The sequence below is a fragment of the Stenotrophomonas sp. PS02297 genome, from assembly GCF_029959705.1.
Taxonomy (GTDB): Bacteria; Pseudomonadota; Gammaproteobacteria; order Xanthomonadales; family Xanthomonadaceae; genus Stenotrophomonas; species Stenotrophomonas nitritireducens.
Genome location: NZ_JASCOS010000003.1, coordinates 16,242 through 36,569, shown reverse-complemented (window position 1 = coordinate 36,569; position 20,328 = coordinate 16,242). Strand labels below are relative to the sequence as shown.

At 68.8% G+C, this 20,328-nt stretch carries 16 protein-coding genes; all 16 read right to left on the bottom strand.

Translation table 11 applies throughout. The features are described from left to right. Positions 1 to 52 precede the first annotated feature (52 nt). The 16 genes from dnaE to rpsB all read right to left on the bottom strand — a co-directional run bounded on the left by dnaE (position 53) and on the right by rpsB (position 20,091). Entirely contained in the window at positions 53 to 3,640 is a 3,588-nt protein-coding gene (gene dnaE, locus QMX80_RS01240) for a DNA polymerase III subunit alpha (protein WP_282274727.1), read from the bottom strand. A 230-nt stretch (positions 3,641 to 3,870) separates the two neighbouring features. Further along, positions 3,871 to 4,518, bottom strand: a complete 648-nt coding sequence (locus tag QMX80_RS01235; protein ID WP_055764489.1) for a ribonuclease HII — start codon at positions 4,516 to 4,518, stop codon at positions 3,871 to 3,873. After that, positions 4,515 to 5,777 carry a lipid-A-disaccharide synthase gene (gene lpxB, locus QMX80_RS01230; protein WP_273082210.1) on the bottom strand — a complete coding sequence of 421 codons (1,263 nt, stop codon included), beginning with the start codon at positions 5,775 to 5,777 and terminating at the stop codon, positions 4,515 to 4,517. Before lpxB ends, QMX80_RS01235 begins: the two co-directional genes overlap by 4 nt. Further along, complete coding sequence (lpxA, locus tag QMX80_RS01225) at positions 5,774 to 6,565, bottom strand: acyl-ACP--UDP-N-acetylglucosamine O-acyltransferase (protein WP_055764491.1); 792 nt, start codon at positions 6,563 to 6,565, stop codon at positions 5,774 to 5,776. The genes lpxB and lpxA overlap by 4 nt, the downstream gene beginning before the upstream one ends. 19 nt (positions 6,566 to 6,584) lie before the next feature. Further along, positions 6,585 to 7,043, bottom strand: coding sequence for a 3-hydroxyacyl-ACP dehydratase FabZ (gene fabZ, locus QMX80_RS01220; RefSeq protein ID WP_055764493.1), 459 nt, complete (start codon positions 7,041 to 7,043; stop codon positions 6,585 to 6,587). Beyond that, entirely contained in the window at positions 7,040 to 8,062 is a 1,023-nt protein-coding gene (gene lpxD, locus QMX80_RS01215) for a UDP-3-O-(3-hydroxymyristoyl)glucosamine N-acyltransferase (protein WP_282274724.1), read from the bottom strand. Before lpxD ends, fabZ begins: the two co-directional genes overlap by 4 nt. 231 nt (positions 8,063 to 8,293) lie before the next feature. Beyond that, positions 8,294 to 10,759, bottom strand: coding sequence for an outer membrane protein assembly factor BamA (gene bamA, locus QMX80_RS01210; RefSeq protein WP_055764496.1), 2,466 nt, complete (start codon positions 10,757 to 10,759; stop codon positions 8,294 to 8,296). Positions 10,760 to 10,830: 71 nt separating this feature from the next. Next, on the bottom strand, positions 10,831 to 12,189 hold the full coding sequence (rseP, locus tag QMX80_RS01205) for an RIP metalloprotease RseP (RefSeq protein ID WP_282274723.1): 1,359 nt from the start codon (positions 12,187 to 12,189) through the stop codon (positions 10,831 to 10,833). Positions 12,190 to 12,215: 26 nt separating this feature from the next. Beyond that, on the bottom strand, positions 12,216 to 13,430 hold the full coding sequence (locus QMX80_RS01200; protein WP_282274722.1) for a 1-deoxy-D-xylulose-5-phosphate reductoisomerase: 1,215 nt from the start codon (positions 13,428 to 13,430) through the stop codon (positions 12,216 to 12,218). A 1-nt stretch (position 13,431) separates the two neighbouring features. Next, entirely contained in the window at positions 13,432 to 14,253 is an 822-nt protein-coding gene (locus tag QMX80_RS01195) for a phosphatidate cytidylyltransferase (protein ID WP_055764501.1), read from the bottom strand. Further along, positions 14,250 to 14,999 (bottom strand): polyprenyl diphosphate synthase, encoded by a 750-nt coding sequence (uppS, locus tag QMX80_RS01190; RefSeq protein WP_273082197.1) that lies wholly within the window; start codon positions 14,997 to 14,999, stop codon positions 14,250 to 14,252. Before uppS ends, QMX80_RS01195 begins: the two co-directional genes overlap by 4 nt. A 27-nt stretch (positions 15,000 to 15,026) precedes the next feature. Next, positions 15,027 to 15,584, bottom strand: a complete 558-nt coding sequence (frr, locus tag QMX80_RS01185; RefSeq protein WP_055764503.1) for a ribosome recycling factor — start codon at positions 15,582 to 15,584, stop codon at positions 15,027 to 15,029. A 165-nt stretch (positions 15,585 to 15,749) separates the two neighbouring features. Continuing rightward, positions 15,750 to 16,478: a UMP kinase gene (pyrH, locus tag QMX80_RS01180; RefSeq protein ID WP_055764505.1), complete on the bottom strand. Its 729-nt coding sequence runs from the start codon at positions 16,476 to 16,478 to the stop codon at positions 15,750 to 15,752. A gap of 109 nt (positions 16,479 to 16,587) precedes the next feature. After that, positions 16,588 to 18,093, bottom strand: a complete 1,506-nt coding sequence (locus QMX80_RS01175; protein WP_282274716.1) for a GGDEF domain-containing protein — start codon at positions 18,091 to 18,093, stop codon at positions 16,588 to 16,590. 182 nt (positions 18,094 to 18,275) lie between these two features. After that, positions 18,276 to 19,157, bottom strand: coding sequence for a translation elongation factor Ts (gene tsf / locus QMX80_RS01170; RefSeq protein ID WP_282274715.1), 882 nt, complete (start codon positions 19,155 to 19,157; stop codon positions 18,276 to 18,278). Positions 19,158 to 19,302: 145 nt separating this feature from the next. Then, entirely contained in the window at positions 19,303 to 20,091 is a 789-nt protein-coding gene (rpsB, locus tag QMX80_RS01165; RefSeq protein ID WP_055764512.1) for a 30S ribosomal protein S2, read from the bottom strand. Between the last annotated feature and the right edge of the window lie 237 nt (positions 20,092 to 20,328).

The following is a 20,328-nucleotide window of genomic DNA, read 5'->3' as shown; positions in this document are numbered from 1 at the left end:
TGGGGAAGTGTATCCGAACGCGTCGGCGTGACCCGTACGCGGCCGTCCGGACCTAGGTGGCCCAGGGCGGGCTGTAGGCCAGCTTGACGCGGCGCACCGCCGGGTCCTCGCGCAGGGCGTCGAGCAGCTGCGTGCTGACCCGTACCGCGCCGCTGCCGCCGAGGTCGAGCATGCCGGCGACGCCGCCCTCCTTGCCCCGCAGCAGCAGGTCCAGGCGGATCGGGGTGCGCCCCGGGCGGTGCGTGGCCAGCAGCGGTTCGATGCGCTGCCAGATCGGGCCGTCGCGGCCGTCCACGCGCAGCGACAGCCGCACCGCATGGTCGGCGCACAACTGCTCGAAATCCCAGCACTGGCGGATGCGCAGCGCATAGCCGCCGTTGAATTCGTCCTCGCGCAGGCCGCCCTTGACCACCAGGATGCGGTCCTTGGTCATCAGGTGGCCGAACTCGGCCAGGCCATCGGAGAAGGCGCTGCATTCCACGCGGCCCCTGCCGTCCTCCAGCTGCACGAACACCTGGCTGTCGCCCTTGCGGCGCACGCCGATGACCATGCCGGCCAGGATCACCGGCGCTTCCTGGCGCCAGCCGCGCTTCTCGCCGTCGCGCGGCGGCGGTGCCGGCGCGACCAGCTTGTCCAGCGCGCCCAGGTCGGTGCCGACCAGTTCCTTGACGTCGTCGGCATACGGGTCGAACGGATGGCCGCTGAGGTAGAAGCCCAGCGTCTCGCGCTCGCCATTGAGCAGCTGCGCCACCGGCCATTCGCGGCTTTCCGGCAGGTCCAGCTGCGCGGCGGCGTTGACCGGGTCGGGCGCGCCGAACAGCGAGTTCTGCCCCGAGGCCTTCTCGCGCGCCATCTGGTCGGTGGCCTTGAGCACTTCGGGCAATTGCAGCATCAACGAGGCGCGGTTCCGGCCCAGGCCGTCGAGCGCGCCGCACTGGATCATCGCTTCCAGCGTGCGGCGATTGAGCTTGGCCGTTTCCACGCGCGCGCAGAAATCCAGCAGCGAGGCGTACTCGCCGCCGCGCAGGCGCTCGGCCACCACCGCCTCGCAGGCGCCCTGGCCGACGCCCTTGATCGCGCCCAGCCCGTAGCGGATGGTGTCGGCGCTGGAAGCCTCGAACATGTAGGCCGAGGCGTTGACCCGCGGCGGCTCCACGTTCAGCCCGAGGTTGCGCACCTCGGCCAGGAAGCCGACCACCTTGTCGGTGTTGTCCATGTCCGAGGACAGCGTCGCGGCCATGAACTCGGCCGGGTAATGACGCTTGAGCCAGGCGGTCTGGTAGCTGACCAGCGCGTAGGCGGCGGCGTGCGACTTGTTGAAGCCGTAGCCGGCGAACTTCTCCATCAGGTCGAAGATCTCGTCGGCCTTGGGGCCGTCGACTCCGCCCTTGGCCGCGCCTTCGCGGAAGATCTCGCGGTGCTTGGCCATCTCGGCCGGCACCTTCTTGCCCATCGCGCGGCGCAGCAGGTCGGCGCCGCCCAGCGAGTAGCCGCCGACGATCTGCGCCATCTGCATGACCTGCTCCTGGTACACCATGATGCCGTAGGTGTCGCTCAGGATGGCCTCGGTGCGCGGGTCGGGATAGATGATCTCTTCCTGCCCGTGCTTGCGCGCGTTGAACGAGGGAATCAGGTCCATCGGGCCCGGGCGGTACAGCGACACCAGCGCGATCAGGTCCTCGAAACGGTCCGGGCGCGCGTCCTTCAGCAGGCGGCGCATGCCCGAGGATTCGAACTGGAACACCGCGCCGGTATTGCCGTTGGCGAAGATGTCCTTGTAGGTGGGCGCGTCGTCGAGCGGGATCGCGGCGATGTCCACCGGCGGGATGCCGGCGCGCTCGTGGCGCTTGTTGATCGCCTTCACCGCCCAGTCGATGATGGTCAGCGTGCGCAGGCCGAGGAAGTCGAACTTCACCAGGCCCACTTCTTCCACGTCGTTCTTGTCGAACTGGGTGACCGGGTTCCTGCCCAGGCTGCCTTCGTCGTGTTCGGCGTACAGCGGGCAGAACTCGCTCAGCGGCTCGGGGCCGATCACCACGCCGCCGGCATGCTTGCCGGCGTTGCGGGTCAGGTCTTCCAGCTGCAGGGCCAGGTCGATCAGGTCGCGGACGTCGTCCTCGGTCTCGTAGCGCTGGATCAGTTCGGACGAGGCCATTTCCGAATCCGGCCCTTCCTTGCCCTTGCCCAGCGCATCCTTCAGGCCGATGCCGAGGATGTTGGGGATCAGCTTGGAGACGCCGTCGACCAGGCCGTACGGGAAGCCGAGCACGCGGCCGGTATCGCGCACCACCGCCTTGGCCGCCATGGTGCCGTAGGTGATGATCTGGCTGACGCGCTCGCGGCCGTACTTGCGCGCGACGTAGTCGATCACTTCGTCGCGGCGGTCCATGCAGAAGTCGATGTCGAAGTCGGGCATCGACACGCGTTCCGGGTTGAGGAAGCGCTCGAACAGCAGGTTGTACGGCAGCGGGTCGAGATCGGTGATCTTCAGCGCCCACGCCACCAGCGAACCCGCGCCCGAGCCGCGGCCCGGGCCGATCGGGATGCCCTGGTTCTTTCCCCACTGGATGAAGTCGGCCACGATCAGGAAGTAGCCCGGGAAGCCCATCTTGATGATGGTGTCCAGTTCGAACTCGAGCCGCTCGAAGTAGTCCTCGCGGCTCATGCCCGGCGCAAGCGGATTTTTCTCCAGGCGCTCGGTCAGGCCGTCGCGCGACATCTTCTGGATCCAGGTGTCCAGGGTCTCGTCGTCGGGAACCGGGTAGTTGGGCAGGAAGTAGGTGCCCAGCCGCATCTCGACGTTGCAGCGCTGCGCCAGCGCCAGCGTGTTGTCGATCGCGTCGGGGATGTCGGCGAACAGCTCCGCCATCTGCTCCGGTGTCTTCAGGTACTGCTCGCGGCTGTACTCGCGCGGGCGCTTGGGATCGTCGAGCACGCGGCCGGTGGAGATGCACACGCGCGCTTCGTGCGCGTCGAAATCCTGCGGCGACAGGAAGCGCACGTCGTTGCTGGCGATCACCGGCAGGCCGCGCTGGCCGGCGGCCATCAGCGCGAACTGGTTGAAGGGCTCCTCGCCGTCGCGGCCGGTGCGGGTCAGTTCCAGGTGCAGGCCGTCGCCGAACACGCGCTGCCAGTCGGCCAGCTGCTGCTCGGCCAGGTCATGACGGCCTTCGCCGGCCAGTCGCCCGGCCAGGCTCTGGCGCCCGGCCAGCGCGAACAGGTTGTGGCAGCCGTCCTTCAGCCATTGCGGGTGCACCGCCACGCCGCCCTCCGGGCGGTGGCCCTCAAGCCATGCGCGGCTGAGCAGGCGCGACAGGCTCAGGTAGCCCTCGCGGTCGCGGCACAGCAGGGTCATGCGCCACGGGTCGTGGCCTTCCTCGGCGATCAGCACGTCGGCGCCGGCGATGGGCTTGATGCCCACGCCTTCGGCGGCCTTGTAGAACTTCACCAGCGCGAACATGTTGTTCAGGTCGGTGACCGCAAGCGCCGGCGCCCGCATCTCCACCGAGCGGCTGAGAAGGTTGGCCTGCTTGGCCTTCTTCGGATCGGCCTGGTCCGGCTTGGCCGGGACGCGGATGGTGGAGTCCACCATCGAGAATTCGGTGTGGACGTGGAGATGGACGAAGCGGGGAGTGCTCATGCCGGATCACTGCGATGACAGGGCAGGGTAGCGGCGGGGGGCGCGTGGAACAAGCTTGACAGGCGCCGCACGCAGCCACACGCAGGAGCGGCTTCAGCCGCGGGGAGCCTTGTCCAGCGACCTGGCTCCCGGAACAGGCGAAGCTTCCTTCGCGGCCGAAACCGCTGCTGCGGCATGCGCGGCATTGGGCCAGGCAATTCGGGAAGGCCCCATCGTGGCCGGGGCGGCTTCTACGGGGAGGGAGGCAGGCAGTCGCGGACCGGCGCGAAGCTGCGCCGGTGCTCGGGGCAGGGGCCATGCGCGCGCAGGGCCGCCAGGTGGGCGGGGGTGCCGTAGCCCTTGTGCTGGTCGAAGCCGTACTCGGGGTGGCGCTGGTGCAGCTCCTGCATGTAGCGGTCGCGGCTGACCTTGGCCAGGATCGAGGCGGCCATGATCGCGCGGTCGATGGCGTCGCCGCCGACCAGGGCCTCGGCCGGGCAGGGCAGGCCCTTGGGGATCTTGTTGCCGTCGATGCGGGCGAACCGGGCCACGTGGGCCACGCCTTCCACCGCGCGGCGCATGCCCTGCATGGTCGCCTGGAAGATGTTGATGCCGTCGATCTCGGCCACGTCCACCAGCACGATGCAGTGGGCCAGGGCACGCTCGAGGATGCGGTCGTAAAGCTGTTCGCGGCGCGCGGCGCTGAGCGCCTTGGAGTCGTCCAGGCCGTTGATGCGCGGCCGTTGCGGGTCGAACACCACCGCGGCCACGGCCACCGGGCCGGCCAGCGGCCCGCGCCCGGCCTCGTCCACGCCGGCAGTGAGGCGAGGGCCCTGGCGGGCGGCCAGCAGCCCGTCGTCGAACAGGGCGAGCGAGGAGGCGGCGGCGCGTGCGTTCACGCAGGCTCGGCCAGCAGCGAGGCCACCGCGTCGGCGGCGCGGGCGGAGGCGTCCTGGCGCAGCTGCAGGTGCAGGCGCTGGTAGTCGTCCTGCAGGCCGGCCACGCATCCGGGCTGCTCGAACCATTGCAGCACCGCCGCGGCCAGGCGCTCGGGCGTGCAGTCGTGCTGGATCAGCTCCGGCGCGAGGTCGCGGCCGGCCAGCACGTTGGGCAGGGCGTAGCGGTCGACCTTGACCAGCTTCAAGGCCCTGGCGATGCGGTAGGTCAGCTCCGAGACGCGGTAGCCGACCACCATCGGCCGCTTGACCAGCATGGTCTCCAGCGTGGCGGTGCCGGAAGCCAGCAGCACCACGTCGGCGGCGGTCACCGCGTCGCGGGCCTGGCCGTCGAGCACGTGCAGGCGCGCGGCGGGCAGGGCCGAGGCGGCGATCTGCTGGTCGATCAGTTGCCGGCAGCCGGCGTTGGCGGCCGGCACCACGATGTGCAGGTCGGGCATGCGCTCGGCCACCTGCCAGGCGGCCTCGAAGAAGGCCGGGCCGAGCCGGCCGATCTCGCCCAGGCGGCTGCCGGGCAGCACCGCCAGCACCGGCGCGGTGGCCGGCAGTGCCAGCCGGGTGCGGGCGTCGGCGCGGTCGCTGTCCAGCGGGATCGCATCGGCCATGGGATGGCCGACGAAACGCGCATCCACGCCATGGCGGGCGTAGATCGGCGGTTCCATCGGGAACAGGCACAGCACCATGTCGGCGCTGGCGCCGATCTTCTCGGCGCGCTTCTCGCGCCAGGCCCATACCGAGGGGCTGACGTAGTGCACGGTGCGGATGCCGCGCTGCTTGAGCCAGCGCTCCACGCCGAGGTTGAAGTCAGGTGCGTCGATGCCGATGAACACGTCCGGGCGCCAGTCGAGCACGCGCTCGCGGAACGCGCGGCGCAGCTTCAGCAGTCGCGGCAGGTGGCGCAGGATCTCGGCCAGGCCCATCAGCGCCAGTTCGCTGGCGTCGAACCAGGTCTGGCAGCCGGCGCCGCGCATGGCGTCCCCGCCGATGCCGGCGAACTCGGCATCGGGGAAGCGCCGGCGCAGTTCGGCGATCAGGCCGGCGCCAAGCAGATCGCCGGAGGTTTCCCCGGCCACCAGCGCGATGCGCAGGGAGCCGGTGGCGGGGAAGCGGGAAGCGGCAATGGCGGATGCGGGGATGGCCGCCTGGCTGCCATCGTTCCCCGTTCCCGCGTCCCGGCTCCCGTTGTTGCCGCTGGCACTCATCGCTGCAGCGGGCGGTCCGCGTGTTCGATGAAGTCCAGCATCTGCCGCACGTCGTCGCTGTCCCTGGCCTGCTCGGCCAGTTGCAGCTTGGCTTCGGCCAGCGGCACGCCGGCCACGTACAGGGTGCGGTAGGCGCGCTTGATGGCGCCGATGCGCTCGGCGTCGAAGCCGCGGCGCTTGAGGCCTTCGCTGTTGATGCCGCGCGGGCGCCCGTGGCCGTCGATGCCGACCATGGTGAATGGCGGGATGTCGCCGGTGACCAGTGCCCCCATGCCGAGGAAGGCATGGTCGCCGATGCGGCAGAACTGGTGGGCGCCGGCGAAGCCGCTGATGATCACCCAGTTGCCGACGCTGACGTGGCCGGCCAGGGTGGTGTTGTTGGAGAACACGCAGTGGTCGGCGACGTGGCAGTCATGGGCGACGTGGGTGTAGGCCAGCAGCCAGTTGTCGTTGCCCAGGGTGGTGACGCCGCCGCCGCCGGCGGTGCCGCGGTTGACGGTGACGAACTCGCGGAACACGTTGCGGTCGCCGATCACCAGTTCGGTGCGTTCGCCGGCGTATTTCTTGTCCTGCGGTTCGCCGCCGATGGCGGCGTGGCCGATGAAGCGGTTGTCGCGGCCGATGCGGGTCGGGCCATGGATGCTGCAATGGGGGCCGACGACGGTGCCGGCGCCGATCTCGACGTCGGCGCCGATCAGGCTGAACGCGCCGACGCGCACGTCGTCGGCGAGCCTGGCCGACGGATCGACGACGGCCGTGGGATGGATCAGGGGGGCGCTGTCGCTCATGCGCGGGCTCCGGTCGGGGTCATTCGCGGGTGCCGGCGCACAGCACCTCGGCATGCGCCACGACTTCGCCGTCCACCTTGGCCTCGCCGTAGTAGACGGCCATGTTGCGGATCACGCGCTTGACCTGCACGTGCAGCTCCAGCACGTCGCCCGGCACCACCTGCTTCATGAAGCGCACGTTGTCCACCTTGACCAGGTAGAACAGCTTGGACTGGGCGTCGCGGCCGAGGCTGAGCTGGGTCAGCACGCCGCCGGCCTGCGCCAGCGCCTCGATGATCAGCACGCCGGGCATGATCGGCTGGGTGGGGAAATGCCCCTGGAAGAACGGCTCGTTGATGGTCACGTTCTTGTGCGCGACGATCGTCCTGGCCTCGGTGTCCAGCGCGACCACCTTGTCCACCAGCAGGAACGGGTAGCGGTGCGGGATCAGCGTGCGGATGGTGTTGACGTCGATGGGCAACGGCAGCGGTGAGTTCATTCCTTCTCCTTGCTCACAGCCAGGACCCTGCGTGCCAGGCTGTCCAGCTGCTTGAAGCGCGCGGCGTTCTTGCGCCACGTGCGGTTGTCGGTCAATGGGGTGCCGGACGAATACTCGCCCGGTTCGGTGATGGAGTTGCGCACGACCGACTTGCCGGTGACGACGACGTGGTCGCAGATTTCCAGGTGGCCGACCACGCCGACCGCGCCGCCGAGCAGGCAGTAGCGGCCGATCCTGGCGCTGCCGGCGATGCCGGTGCAGCCGGCGATCGCGCTGTGCGCGCCGATGTGGCAGTTGTGGGCGATCTGCACCAGGTTGTCCAGGCGCACGTCTTCTTCCAGCACGGTATCTTCCAGCGCGCCGCGGTCCACGCAGGTGTTGGCGCCGATCTCGCAGTCGTCGCCGATGCGCACGCCGCCCAGCTGCGGCACCTTGATCCAGCGGCCGGCATCCATCGCCAGGCCGAAGCCGTCGGCGCCCAGGACGGCGCCGGGGTGGACGCGCACGCGCTTGCCGAGGCGGACCCGGGTGACCAGGGTGACGCGCGCGATCAGTTCGCAGCCGGCGTCCAGCGCGCAGTCCTCGCCGATGATGCTGCCGGTGCCGACGATGCAGTTCTCGCCGACCATGCTGCGCGCGCCGATGCTGACGAACGGGCCGATGTGGGCGCTGGCGGCGACCTGCGCCGACGGATCGATCACCGCGCTGGGATGTATGCCGGCCTCGCGCAGCGGCACCGTCTCGAACAGCGCGCCGATCTTGGCGAAAGTGGTGTACGGGTCCTTGGCGACCAGGGCGGTGCCGGGCGCGGCCTCGGCGTCGTCGGCGCGCAGCACGACGATGGCCGCCCTGCTGTCGGCCAGCTGCGCTCGGTAGCGCGGATTGGCCAGGAAGGTCAGCTGGCCGGGGCCGGCATGGGCCAGCGTGGCCACGCCATGGATGGCCGTGGACGGATCGCCGTGCACCTGCAGCCCGAAGCGCTCGGCCAGTTCATGTGCGGTATGGGTCGGAGTATTCACGCCGGGAGTTTAGCGTCTGGAAGTGGCGCGGTCATGCGGCATGACTGCAGAGTGGGCCCGATATGCCTGTGCAGGCATCGCCACAGTGTAGGAATCGTTCTGGAGGAAAGCCCCCTTGGTAAGGGGGCGCGCCGAAGGCGGGGGGATCGGAAAGCCAGAGCGCGACCCATAGTTCCGCCGGGCGGAACTATGGGTACCCGGGGCATGGCCCCGGGTGCGGCGGGCAGTTCCTCAGAACTGCCCGCCGAAGGTGAACTGCAGGCGTTCGATCTCGTCGCCTTCCTTCTTCTTCAGCGGGAACGCATAGCTGATCGAGATCGGGCCGACCGGCGCGCGCCACAGCAGGGCGATACCGGCCGAGGCGCGCAGTTCGCCGGCATCGAAGTTCTTGGTGCCGTTGTAGACGTTGCCGAAGTCGAGGAAGGCCGAGACGCGTGCCGACGGGCTGTCGAACAGCTTCGGGAAATAGGCCTCGACCGCACCGACCGTCTTCACCGAGCCGCCCAGCGGCTGCCCGCGGTAGTAACCGCCGATGACCTCCGAACGCGGCCCCAGGGTGTTGTCGCGGAAACCGCGCACCGAGTTGGTGCCGCCAGCGTAGAAATTCTCGAAGAACGGCAGGCCCGAGGCGACGACCTGGCGATGGTTGGCGGTCGGGTTGGTCGCGCAGTCCACCACCTCGGTGGTTTCCGGCGTACCCGGCACCGCGGGGGTATCGCCGTCGGCCGGCGTGCCGGGCGTGCCCGGGATCACGTTCCAGCAGATGTCGCGGACCTTGTCCTTGCCGTAGGAATCGCCGTAGCCGAGCTCGACGCGGGTGTTGATCACCAGCGAGGGCATGATCGGCCAGTATTTGGAGATCTGGTAGCTGAGCTTGTAGTACTCGGCGGTGGAGCCGGGCAGGGTGGCTTCCAGGCCCAGGCGCTGGTAGGTGCCGCGGGTGGGCATGAAGTAGTCGTTGCGGGTGTCGCGCGCCCAGCCCAGTTCGGTACGCCAAGAGTGGAAGGTGCGCGTGCCCATCGCATCGATGTAGTCGATGATCGCCTTCGGGGTGTAGCCGTTGTAGGTCGTGATCTGGTTGCTGTCGATGCCGAACATCAGCGAGAAGCTGTCGTTCTCGGTGATCGGCACGCCGAACACCATCTGCGCGGCGCCGTTGGTGCTGTTGTACTGGGCGGTGTTGAAGTCCGAGTAGTCCAGCTCGCGCCAGGACAGGTTGTAGCCCAGCGACACGCCGTCGTCGGTGAAATACGGGTTCATGTACGAGAAGCCGTAGCGCTGCAGGTAGCTGCTGCGCGAGGCTTCGACCGAGACGCGGTTGCCGCCGCCCAGGAAGTTGTTCTGCGACAGCTGCACCGAGGTGGTCATGCCGTAGGACTGCGAATAGCCCAGGCCGAACACGAAGCTGCCCGAGGTGGTCTCCTTGACGTTGTAGACCACGTCGACCTGGTCGTTGCTGCCGGTGACCGGGGAGGTCTCGACGTCGACCGATTCGAAGTAGCCCAGGCGCTGCAGGCGGATCTTGGAGCGGTCGATGGCCGCCTGCGAGTACCAGGCATTCTCGAACTGGCGCATCTCGCGGCGCAGCACCTCGTCGGCGGTGCGGGTATTGCCCTTGAACACGATGCGGCGCACCGACACGCGCGGGCCGGGCACCACCTGCATGTTGACCGCCACCGTGCGGTCTGCGCGGTTGCTGGTCGGGATCGGGTTGACCTTGGCGAAGGCGTAGCCGACGTTGGACAGCGTGTTGCTGATCGCGTCGGCGCTCAGTTCCAGCAGGCCGCGCGAGAACGTGTCGCCGGCCTTCTGGAACACCATGCGCTCGACGTTTTCCTGCGGCAGGACGGTATCGCCGGTGACCTTGATCTCGGAGATCTTGTACTGCTCGCCCTCGGTCACGCCGGCGGTGATGAACATGTCGCGCTTGTCGGGGCTGATCGAGACCTGGGTGGAATCGACGCTGAAATCGACGTAGCCGCGGTCCAGGTACCAGGAGTTGAGCTTCTCCAGGTCGCCGGACAGCTTTTCCTTGGAGTACTGGTCGTCGCGGCGGTACCACGAGGCCCAGTTGTGCTCCTTGGATTCCCAGGTATCGAGGATGTCCGCGGACTCGAACTTCTCGGGGCCGACCAGGTTGACGTGGCGGATCTTGGCCGCCTTGCCTTCCTTGACGGCGATGGCGACGTCGACGCGGTTGCGGTCCAGCGGGCTCACCGTCGGGGTGATCTCGACGTTGTACTTGCCGCGGTCGTTGTACTGGCGGCGCAGTTCCTGGGTCACGCGGTCCAGGCTCAGGCGGTCGAAAGTGCCGCCCTCGCTCAGGCCGATGTCGCTCAGGCCCTTGAGCAGCTGCTCGCTCTTGATGTCCTTGTTGCCGGTGACGGTCAGCTTGTTGATCGCCGGGCGCTCCTTGACCGTGACCACTAGGATGTCGCCCTGGCGGTCCAGCTGCACGTCCTCGAAGAAGCCGGTCTTGTACAGGGCGCGGATGGTATCGCCGACCTTGGCGTCGTCGACGCGGTCGCCGCGTTCCACCGGCAGGTAGGTGAAGACGGTACCGGAAGAGATGCGCTGCAGGCCGTCCACGCGGATGTCGCTGGCGGTGAAGGGCTCGGCTGCCTGCGCGAGCGCGGGCGCGGCCAGACCGGCGGCGAGGGCGAGGGCAAGCAGGCGGCGATTGGGAAGTCGCGTCATGTCACGTCCGGTTGGAGTCGATTTCATTGTTGCGTGGGTGCCGGCGTATGACGACGTCAGCGGGAAAAAGTTCATCGCGGGACCAGGCCGAGGATGTCGTTGTAGAACGCCAGCCCCATCAGCCCGGCCAGCAGTGCCAGGCCGACGTACTGTCCGGCGGCCATGGCGCGCTCGCTCAACGGGCTGCCCTTGACCAACTCGATAAGGTAATACAGCAGGTGACCGCCGTCCAAGATCGGGATCGGCAGCAGGTTGATGATGCACAGGCTCAGCGACAGCAGGGCCAGGAAGTACAGGAACCAGTCCACGCCGCGTTCGGCCGAGGCATTGGCGACGCGGGCGATGGTGATCGGCCCGGAAATGTTCTTGACCGAGGCATGGCCGGTGAGCATGCGCCGCATCATGCCGAGGGAATCGCCGGCCAGCCGGCCGGCCTCGCGCACGGCGGCCGGCAGCGCCGCCAGCGGCCCGTACTGCTGGCGGGCATCGTAGGCCGGCGCCTGGCCGGTGACGAAGCCCACGCCGAGCAGCCAGCGGTCCTTGCCCGCCTCGTCCGTTGCCTTCTGCGGCTGCAGTTCCAGGGCCAGGCGCTGGCCGTCGCGTTCGACCTCGATCATGCCCTGGCCGCCGCGTTCGCCCAGCCGCTGCACCAGCGCCGCGACCTGGTCGGCGCTTTCCACTCGCAGCCCGTCGATGGCCAGGATCAGGTCGCCGCGCTGCAGCAGGCCGCTGGCGGCCGAGCCTGCCACCACCGATTCGATCTGTGCCGGTTGCAGCCAGAACTGCCAGGCCAGGCCGGCCTGCACCGGTACCGTGCGTTCGTCGAAACCGGCCGGCAGGGTGGACAGCGGCAGCACGCGGGTATGCGCATTGTCCAGCGGGTCGAGGACGCGCACCCTGGCGTCCTGGCGGTCCATGGCGGCGGTGGTGAGGGCCATGCTGGCCTCCGCCCAGGTCGCGACGGTGCGGCCGTCCACGTCGACGATGCGGTCGCCGGCGTTGAGGCCGGCGGCGGCGGCCATGCCGCTGCTGCGGCCGATGGTCGCCGAGTAGTCCTGGCGGCCGATCACGAACATCGCCCACAGCAGGGCGATGCACAGCAGCAGGTTGGCGGCCGGGCCTGCGGCCACGATCGCGATGCGCTGCCATACGCTCTTGTTGTTGAAGGCCACGGCGCGCTCGCCGGCCGGGACCTCGACCTCGCGCTCGTCCAGCATCTTCACGTAGCCGCCGAGCGGGATGGCGGCGATGGCGAACTCGGTACCGTTACGGTTGCGGCGGCTCCACAGCGGGCGGCCGAAGCCGACCGAGAAGCGCAGCACCTTCACGCCACAGCGCCGGGCCACCCAGTAGTGGCCGAATTCATGGAACGTCACCAGCACGCCGAGGCTGACGATCATCCACCACACGGAACCGAGGAAGTCAGCCATGGTCGCGGCTCGGTTGGAAGACGGGGTCAGGCATGGGGCAGGCGGGCGATGGCGGTGGTGGTGACCTGGCGGGAGCGCGCGTCGGCCGCCAGCAGGGCGTCCAGTGTATCGGCAGCCATGTGAGGCAGGGCGGACAACGCGTGTTCCACCAGCGCAGGGATCGACAGGAAGCCTATGCGGCCCTGAAGAAAGGCTGAAACGGCGACTTCGTTGGCGGCGTTCAGGATCGCCGGGGTGCTGCCGCCGGCCTCCATCGCCTGCCAGGCCAGGCGCAGGCAGGGGAAGGCGTCCAGGTCCGGGGCCTCGAAGTCGAGGCGGCCCTGGGCCAGCAGGTCGAGTCCGGCCACCCCCGATTCGATGCGCCGCGGCCAGCCCAGGCCCACCGCAAGGGTGGTGCGCATGTCCGGCAGGCCAAGCTGGGCCAGGGTGGAGCCGTCGATGAACTCGACCAGCGAATGCACCAGGCTCTGCGGGTGCACCAGTACATCGATGCGCGCGCCGGGCACGCCGAACAGGTGGTGCGCCTCGATGACCTCCAGGCCCTTGTTCATCAGCGTGGCCGAATCGACCGAGATCTTCGGGCCCATTGACCACTTGGGATGGGCTACCGCCTGGGCCGGGGTCACCGCTTCCAGCTCGGCGCGGGTGCGGCCGCGGAACGGGCCGCCGGAGGCGGTGAGCAGGATGCGGCGCACGCCGGCGCCTTCGACGCTGGCGTCGCGCGAGCGCAGGCACTGGAAGATGGCGTTGTGCTCGCTGTCGATCGGAATGATGTCCGCGCCGGCCGCGGCCGCCTCGCGGGTCAGCAGCTCGCCGGCCAGCACCAGCGACTCCTTGTTGGCCAGCAGCAGGCGCTTGCCGGCGCGGGCCGCGGCCAGGGTCGAGGACAGCCCGGCCGCGCCGACGATGGCTGCGACCACCGTGTCGCAGGCGTCGCCGGCGGCAAGCGCGTCGATCGCCGTGGCGCCGGCGTGGGCCTCGGTCGCCAGGCCGGCGTCGCGCAGCCCGTCGCGCAGGCGCTGGAACAGTGCCGGGTCGGCGATGGCGGCGTGCTCGGGCCGGTGGCTCCGGCACAGCGCGACCAGCGCATCGACGTTGTTGCCGGCGGCCAGAACGCTGGCGCGCATCTGCTCCGGATGGCGGGCGATGACGTCCAGCGCCGAGGTGCCGATCGAGCCGGTGGCGCCAAGGATGGCGACCCGGCGCGGGGCATCCTGGTGGAAAGGCGAAGAAACGGACATGTCAGAAACCGAAGATTTCCTTGCCCAGCGCGAACACCGGCAGGGCGGCCAGCACGCCGTCGATGCGGTCCAGCACGCCGCCGTGGCCGGGAATCACGCTGCCCGAATCCTTGGCGCCGGCGTGGCGCTTGAGCAGGCTTTCGAACAGGTCGCCGAGCACCGAGGCCAGCACCGCGACCGCGGCCACCAGCAGCAGCCAGCCGATATCGGCTGGCTGCACGCCGGCCAGCCAGCCGAACCCGACGGCGACGGCCAGGCCGGCGACCAGCCCGCCCAGCAGGCCTTCGATGGTCTTGTTGGGGCTCACGCGCGGGGCCAGCTTGTGCCTGCCGAAGGCGCGGCCGGCGAAATAGGCGCCCGAATCGGCGGCCCAGACGATGGCCAGCGCGGTCAGCAGCCAGCGGTTGCCATGCGGCCCGCCGGCGTGGATCAGCACCAGCGCCGCCCAGGCCGGGACGATGGCCAGGCTGCCGGCGGCCAGCTTGAGCATGCGCGCGCTGCTTTCCTCGTGTGCGCCGAAATCGAAGAAGCGCAGCCACAGCAGCGCCAGCAGCCAGAAGCCGACCCCGGCCAGCGCGGCCAGCTGGAACAGCACCAGGCTGCCGGCCGATGCCCACACCAGCAGCACCATCAGCAGCAGGTTCAGCACCAGCAGCACTGTGCGCGGCAGGCCGTCCACGCCGGTGAGCCGGAACCATTCCCACAGGCCGGTCAGGAACACCAGCGCGGCGGCGGCGGCCAGCCACTGGGTAGGCAGCAGCAGGATCGCGCAGATGGCCACCGGGGCCATGATCAGCGCGGCGATGACACGGGTCTTGGTCATGGGGAAACGGTCTCCGTGGCCGCCGCGGCGACCTGTGCGCTTGTCAGTCCATAGCGGCGCTCGCGCTGCGCGTAGTCGTCCAGCGCCCGCTGCAGGAGGCCGGCATCGACATCCGGCCACAGCACCTCGGTGAACCACAGCTCGGTGTAGGCCAGCTGCCACAGCAGGAAATTGCTGATGCGGGTATCGCCGCCGGTGCGGATGAAAAGGTCCGGCGGCGGCAGGTCGGTCAGCGCGACATGCCGGCCGAGCAGGTGTTCATCGATCTGTTCCGGCAACAGGGTGCCGGCGGCGACCTGCTCGGCGAGCAGGCGCGCGGCATGGGCGATGTCCTGGCGGCCGCCGTAGCTGGCGGCGATGCTCAGAGCCATGGCGCCGTTGCCGGCGGTGCGCTGCTCGGCCCGGTCCATGCGCTGGGCGATGCCGGAGGAGAAGCGCGAGCGTTCGCCGATGAAGCGCACGCGCACGCCGCGGCGGTCGAGCTCGTCCACCTCGCGGTCGAGCGCGCCCAGGAACAGCTTCATCAGCGCATCCACTTCTTCCTGCGGCCGTCCCCAGTTCTCGCTGGAAAAGGCGAACAGCGTGAGCGCGGCGATGCCGCGCTCCAGGCAGAAATCGATGGTGCGGTTGACCGCGCGCGCGCCGGCGCGGTGGCCGATCATGCGCGGACGCCGCCGCTGCTGCGCCCAGCGGCCGTTGCCATCCATGATGATGGCAACGTGCGCGGGCAGGCTTGGTGCTGGCATGCCGTTGGGCATGGCGGACGGCACCGGTCAGACTGCCATCAGTTCCTGTTCCTTGAGCCTGACCACTTCGTCGACGTCCTTGATCGCCTTGTCGGTCAGCTTCTGGATATCGTCCTGCGCGCGACGGTCCTCGTCCTCGGTGATGGCCTTGTCCTTGAGCAGACGGGCCACTTCCTGGTTGGCATCGCGGCGGATGTTGCGGATGGCGACCTTGCTGTCCTCGCCTTCCTTGCCGACGGTCTTGGCCAGTTCCCTGCGGCGCTCTTCGGTCAGCGGCGGCAGGTTCAGGCGGATCACCGTGCCCATGGTGGTGGGCGTGATGCCGATGTCCGACGCGTAGATGGCCTTTTCCACTTCCTTGATCATGTTCTTGTCGAACAGGGTGATGACCAGCGAGCGGCCTTCGGACACGCTGATGCTGGCCACCTGGTTCAGCGGCGTATCGGTGCCGTAGGCCTTGACCTTGATGCCGTCGAGCAGGGCCGGCGATGCGCGGCCGGTGCGGATGGTGGTGAGGGTGTGGCGCAGAGCGTCGAGGCTCTTGGCCATGCGCGCCTGCGCATCTTGCTTGATGTCGTTGATCATCGCCGGAATCCTGGATGTTTCTGGAACCGGCCGATTATAGGCGAACAGCCCTGCCGGCCGGACGGGAATCGTGGAGCGGGGCGCGCCGGCTTCCCTGCGCGCCCCTTGAGTCGTGCCGTGCCGGGCCCGTGCCGGCGGCGCGGGCCTGCCGGAGCAGGCGCGTCGTCAGTGGGCGTCGCGGCCGTGGACCAGGGTGCCGATGTTCTCGCCGCGCAGGATCTTCAGCAGCTCGCCGGGCTGGCCCATGTCGAACACGCGCAGCGGCAGGTCGCTGTCGCGGGCCAGGGCGAAGGCGGCGGTGTCCATGACTTCCAAGCCCTGGCTGATGACCTGGTCGTAGCTCAGGGTGTCGTAGCGCACCGCATCGGCGTGCTTGTTCGGGTCCTTGTCGTAGACGCCGTCGACCTTGGTGGCCTTGAGCAGCAGGTCGGCGCCGATCTCGATGGCGCGCAGCGCGGCGCCGGAGTCGGTGGTGAAGAACGGGCTGCCGACGCCGGCGGCGAAGATCACCAGCCGGCCCTTCTCCAGGTGGCGGATGGCGCGGCGGCGGATGTAGTCCTCGCACACGTCGTTGATCTTGATCGCGCTCATCACGCGCGCCTTGGCGCCGAGCTTCTCCAGCGCGTCCTGCATGGCCAGCGCATTGATGACCGTGGCCAGCATGCCCATCTGGTCGCCGGTGACCCGGTCCATGCCGCCGGCGGCCAGGCCGGCGCCGCGGAAGATGTTGCCGCCGCCGATGACCAGCGCCACTTCGGCGCCCGCCTGCTGCGCCTCGATGACCTCGCGCGCCAGGCGGTTGATGATCTTGGGGTCGATGCCGTAGTCCTCGTCTCCCATCAGCGCCTCCCCGGAAAGTTTCAGAAGGATGCGTTGGTAGGCGAGCTGGGACATGGGCGACCTCGGTGGCTGGAAAACGCGGGAATTCTAACGGATCGAGGGCATGCCGGGCAGCGCTTTTGTTGCGCTGCAATGACGGATTGCCACCCGCGTTCGCCCGTGTTCAGCCGGAAGCCGGCTGCGGCTCGGGGGCGCGGGCGATCACCCGGTTGCGGCCCAGACTCTTGGAGCGGTAGAGCACATCGTCGGCGGCCTTGAGCAGATCCTGCACATTGGCAAAGCGCTCGTAGTCGCCATGCGTGGCCACGCCGGCGGAGAAGGTGACATGCAGCGGAGCGCCCTCGATCTCGGCCATCGGCGTGTGCGCGATGGTATCCAGCACGCGCCGCACCACCTCCAGCGCGAGGCGCTCGTTGGTGTCGGGGAATAGCACCACGAACTCCTCGCCGCCGAAGCGGGCGACGGTATCGCTGTTGCGCAGCTGTTCCTGCAGATGCGAGGCGAAGGACTGCAGCACCTGGTCGCCGGCCAGGTGGCCGTGGGCGTCGTTGATCTTCTTGAAGTCGTCCAGGTCGATGAAGGCGATGGACAGCGGCTGGTTCATGTGTGCGGCGCGGGCGAACTCCTGCTCCAGCACCGTTTCCAGATGCCGGCGGTTGAGCACGCCGGTCAGCGCGTCCAGGTGCGCCTGTTCGGCCAGGCGCCGGGCCATCAGCTCGAAGTCGTCGGCGCGCCGGCGGGTGGTCGAGGCATCCTGCAGTTCGCGCAGGTTGCGCAGTTCCTTCAGTTCGTTGGCGTGGTCGAGCAGAAAGTGCAGGCGCGCCGAACTGGGCACCGGTACGTCGAGCAGGGCGCACAGTTCCGGCAGCGCCTGGCTGACCCGCTGCAGCACCAGTTCGAAGCCCTGGCTGTCCATGCCCAGTTCCTGGTAAGCCTGCTGCAGGGCATGGCTGCGCGCGCTATCGGCATCCGGCGCCAGCCAGATTTCCGCCACGCAGCCGGACAGGGCGACGCAGCGCTGGAACGGGTCGGTCGGTTCCACCGGCGGCTCGCTGCGGGCGATCGCTTCCACCAGGTAGCGGGGCAGGTGCCACTGCTCGCACAGCTGGGCGCCGGCTTCGGCGTGGCTGCAGCCGAGGATGGCGCGCTCATGGGCGAGCAGTTCCTCGTTGCAGGTGGCGCTGTCGAACAGCGCCGGGTAGATGTCCGGGCTGGCCTGCATCAATGCCAGCGCGCCGATGTCCTGCAGCAGGCCGGCGAGCATCAGCTCCTCGACGCGCCGCACCCCGCAGCCCATGCCGAGGAAGCGCGCGGCCAGGGCGCAGAGCACGCTGCGGCGCCAGATGCGTTCCAGCAGGCGCGGGTCCTGGCCTTGCTTTTCCAGCGCATGCGCCAGGGAGAAGCCGAGCGCCAGCTGCAGGGTCGCGTTGAGGCCGAGCATGGTCAGTGCCTGCCCCAGGTTCTCGATCCGGCGCCGGCTGGCGTACAGCGGGGAGTTGGCGATGCGCAGCATGCGCGCGCTCAGGGCCATGTCCATCGCGATGGCATCGGCCGCGGTGGCGATGTCGGTCTCCGGATCCTGCGCCAATTCGATGATGCGGATGGCGATGCCGGGCGGCGAGGGCAGGTTGCGGCAGAGCGACAGCGCTGCGTTGAGCTCGGGGGACATGTCGGAGGAGGTGTTCAGCAGGCCATCAAGGATACGGACGGGGCGGGCGCCGGGGTGTTTGCGTCACAGTATCGGGCAATGGGACTTGAAGTCCACAGGAAAAACGGGGTCGGCTGCGTGCGCCGGATAAAAAAGAAGCCGCGGAGTCCGCGGCTTCTTCTGGGCTCCGGATCGGGGCCGTGTCAGACCTGCATCGCTTTGGCGACTTCGGCGGCGTAGTCCTCGACCACCTTCTCGATGCCTTCGCCGACCACCAGGCGCTGGAAGCCGACGACGTCGCCGCCGGCGGCCTTGACGGCCTGCTCGACGGTCTTGTCGCCGTCCAGCACGTAGCTCTGGCCGTACAGGGTCACTTCGCTGATGATCTTGTTGATCTTGCCGCTGATGATCTTCTCCAGGATCTCGGCCGGCTTGGCCTTGTCCTTCTCGCTCATCTTGGCCAGCTCGATTTCCTTTTCCTTGGCGACGAACTCGGCCGGCACGTCGGCGGCCTTGTTGTGCGGCGGGTTCATCGCGGCCACGTGCATGGCCAGGCCGTTGGCCAGCTCGGCGTTGCCGCCGGCCAGGTCGACCAGCACGCCGATCTTGCCGTTGGTGTGCACATAGGCGCCGACGGTGTTGCCGCCATCGACCTTGGCCAGGCGGCGGATCTGGATGTTCTCGCCCAGCTTCTGGATGGCGGCGGCGCGGGTTTCCTCGACGGTTTCGCCGGAAGCCAGCTTGGCCGATTTCAGGGCTTCCACGTCGGCGGCGCCCGAGGCCAGGGCGGCCGCGGCGACGGCATCGACGAACGCCTTGAAGTTGACGTCGTTGGCGACGAAGTCGGTTTCCGAGTTCACTTCGACCAGCACGGCCTTGCCGCCGTTCATGGCGACGCCGATGCGGCCTTCGGCGGTGACGCGGTCGGCCTTCTTGTCGGCCTTGGCGGCGCCGGACTTGCGCAGGGCTTCAGCGGCGGCGTCGATGTCGCCGTTGTTCTCGGCCAGCGCCTTCTTGCATTCCATCATGCCGGCGCCGGTGCGCTCGCGCAGTTCCTTGACCAGGGATGCGGTGATTTCAGCCATGGTTAAAACCTCTGAGAATTTGGGTGGATGTGTAGGAGCGGCGTAAGCCGCGAACAGGCTTCACGTGAAAGCCGCATCGCGGCTTACGCCGCCCCTACCGGGGGAAGCAGCCGCGCGATGGTCGCGCGGCTGCATTGCGCCACGATTACTCGGCGGCTTCGGCCTTCTTGGCGCGCGGCTTGCGGGCCGGCTTGGCTTCGCCTTCGGCGCCTTCGGCGAACTCTTCCTCGCGCACCGAGGCGGCGTTCGGGGCGGCGGCCTTGCCTTCCAGCACGGCGTCGGCGGCGGCGCGGGCGTACAGCTGCACGGCGCGGATGGCGTCGTCGTTGCCCGGGATGGCGTAGTCCACCAGCTCCGGGTTGTAGTTGGTGTCGACCACGGCGATCACCGGGATGCCGAGCTTCTTGGCTTCCTTGATGGCGATGTCTTCATGGCCGATGTCGATCACGAAGATCGCGTCCGGCAGGCGGTTCATGTCCTTGATGCCGCCCAGCGAGGCTTCCAGCTTGTCGCGCTCGCGGCGCAGGCCCAGCACTTCGTGCTTGACCAGGCGCTCGAAGGTGCCGTCGGTCTCGCCGGCTTCCAGTTCCTTCAGGCGCGCGACCGACTGCTTGACGGTGCGGAAGTTGGTCAGGGTGCCGCCCAGCCAGCGCTGGTTCATGAACGGCATGCCGCAACGCTCGGCTTCTTCCTTGATGGCGTCGCGCGCGCTGCGCTTGGTGCCCAGGAACAGGATGGTGCCGCGCTTCTGGGCAACGGACGAGATGAAGTTCATCGCATCGTTGAACAGCGGGACGGTCTTTTCCAGGTTGATGATGTGGATCTTGCCGCGGGCGCCGAAGATGTACGGAGCCATCTTCGGGTTCCAGTAACGGGTCTGGTGGCCGAAGTGGACGCCGGCTTCCAGCATCTGGCGCATGGTGATCTGGGACATTGCAGAACTCCTGACAGGGAACCGGCGATTCCGCCCGCGGGCAAAGTGTGCGGGACGCGTGGAAGCGCGCTGGGTTCCGGGGTTGGGCTTCCCTGCTGCCTCCGTGACCGACGACATGCGTACTGGGGCCTTGGCTCCAGCTGGCACGCGCACCCCGGCACGGATGGGGGCAGCAGGTGTGGATTCACCGGTGACGCCCGGTGTGGGCGGCCCGAAGCGGCCAGGGACCGGCGACGG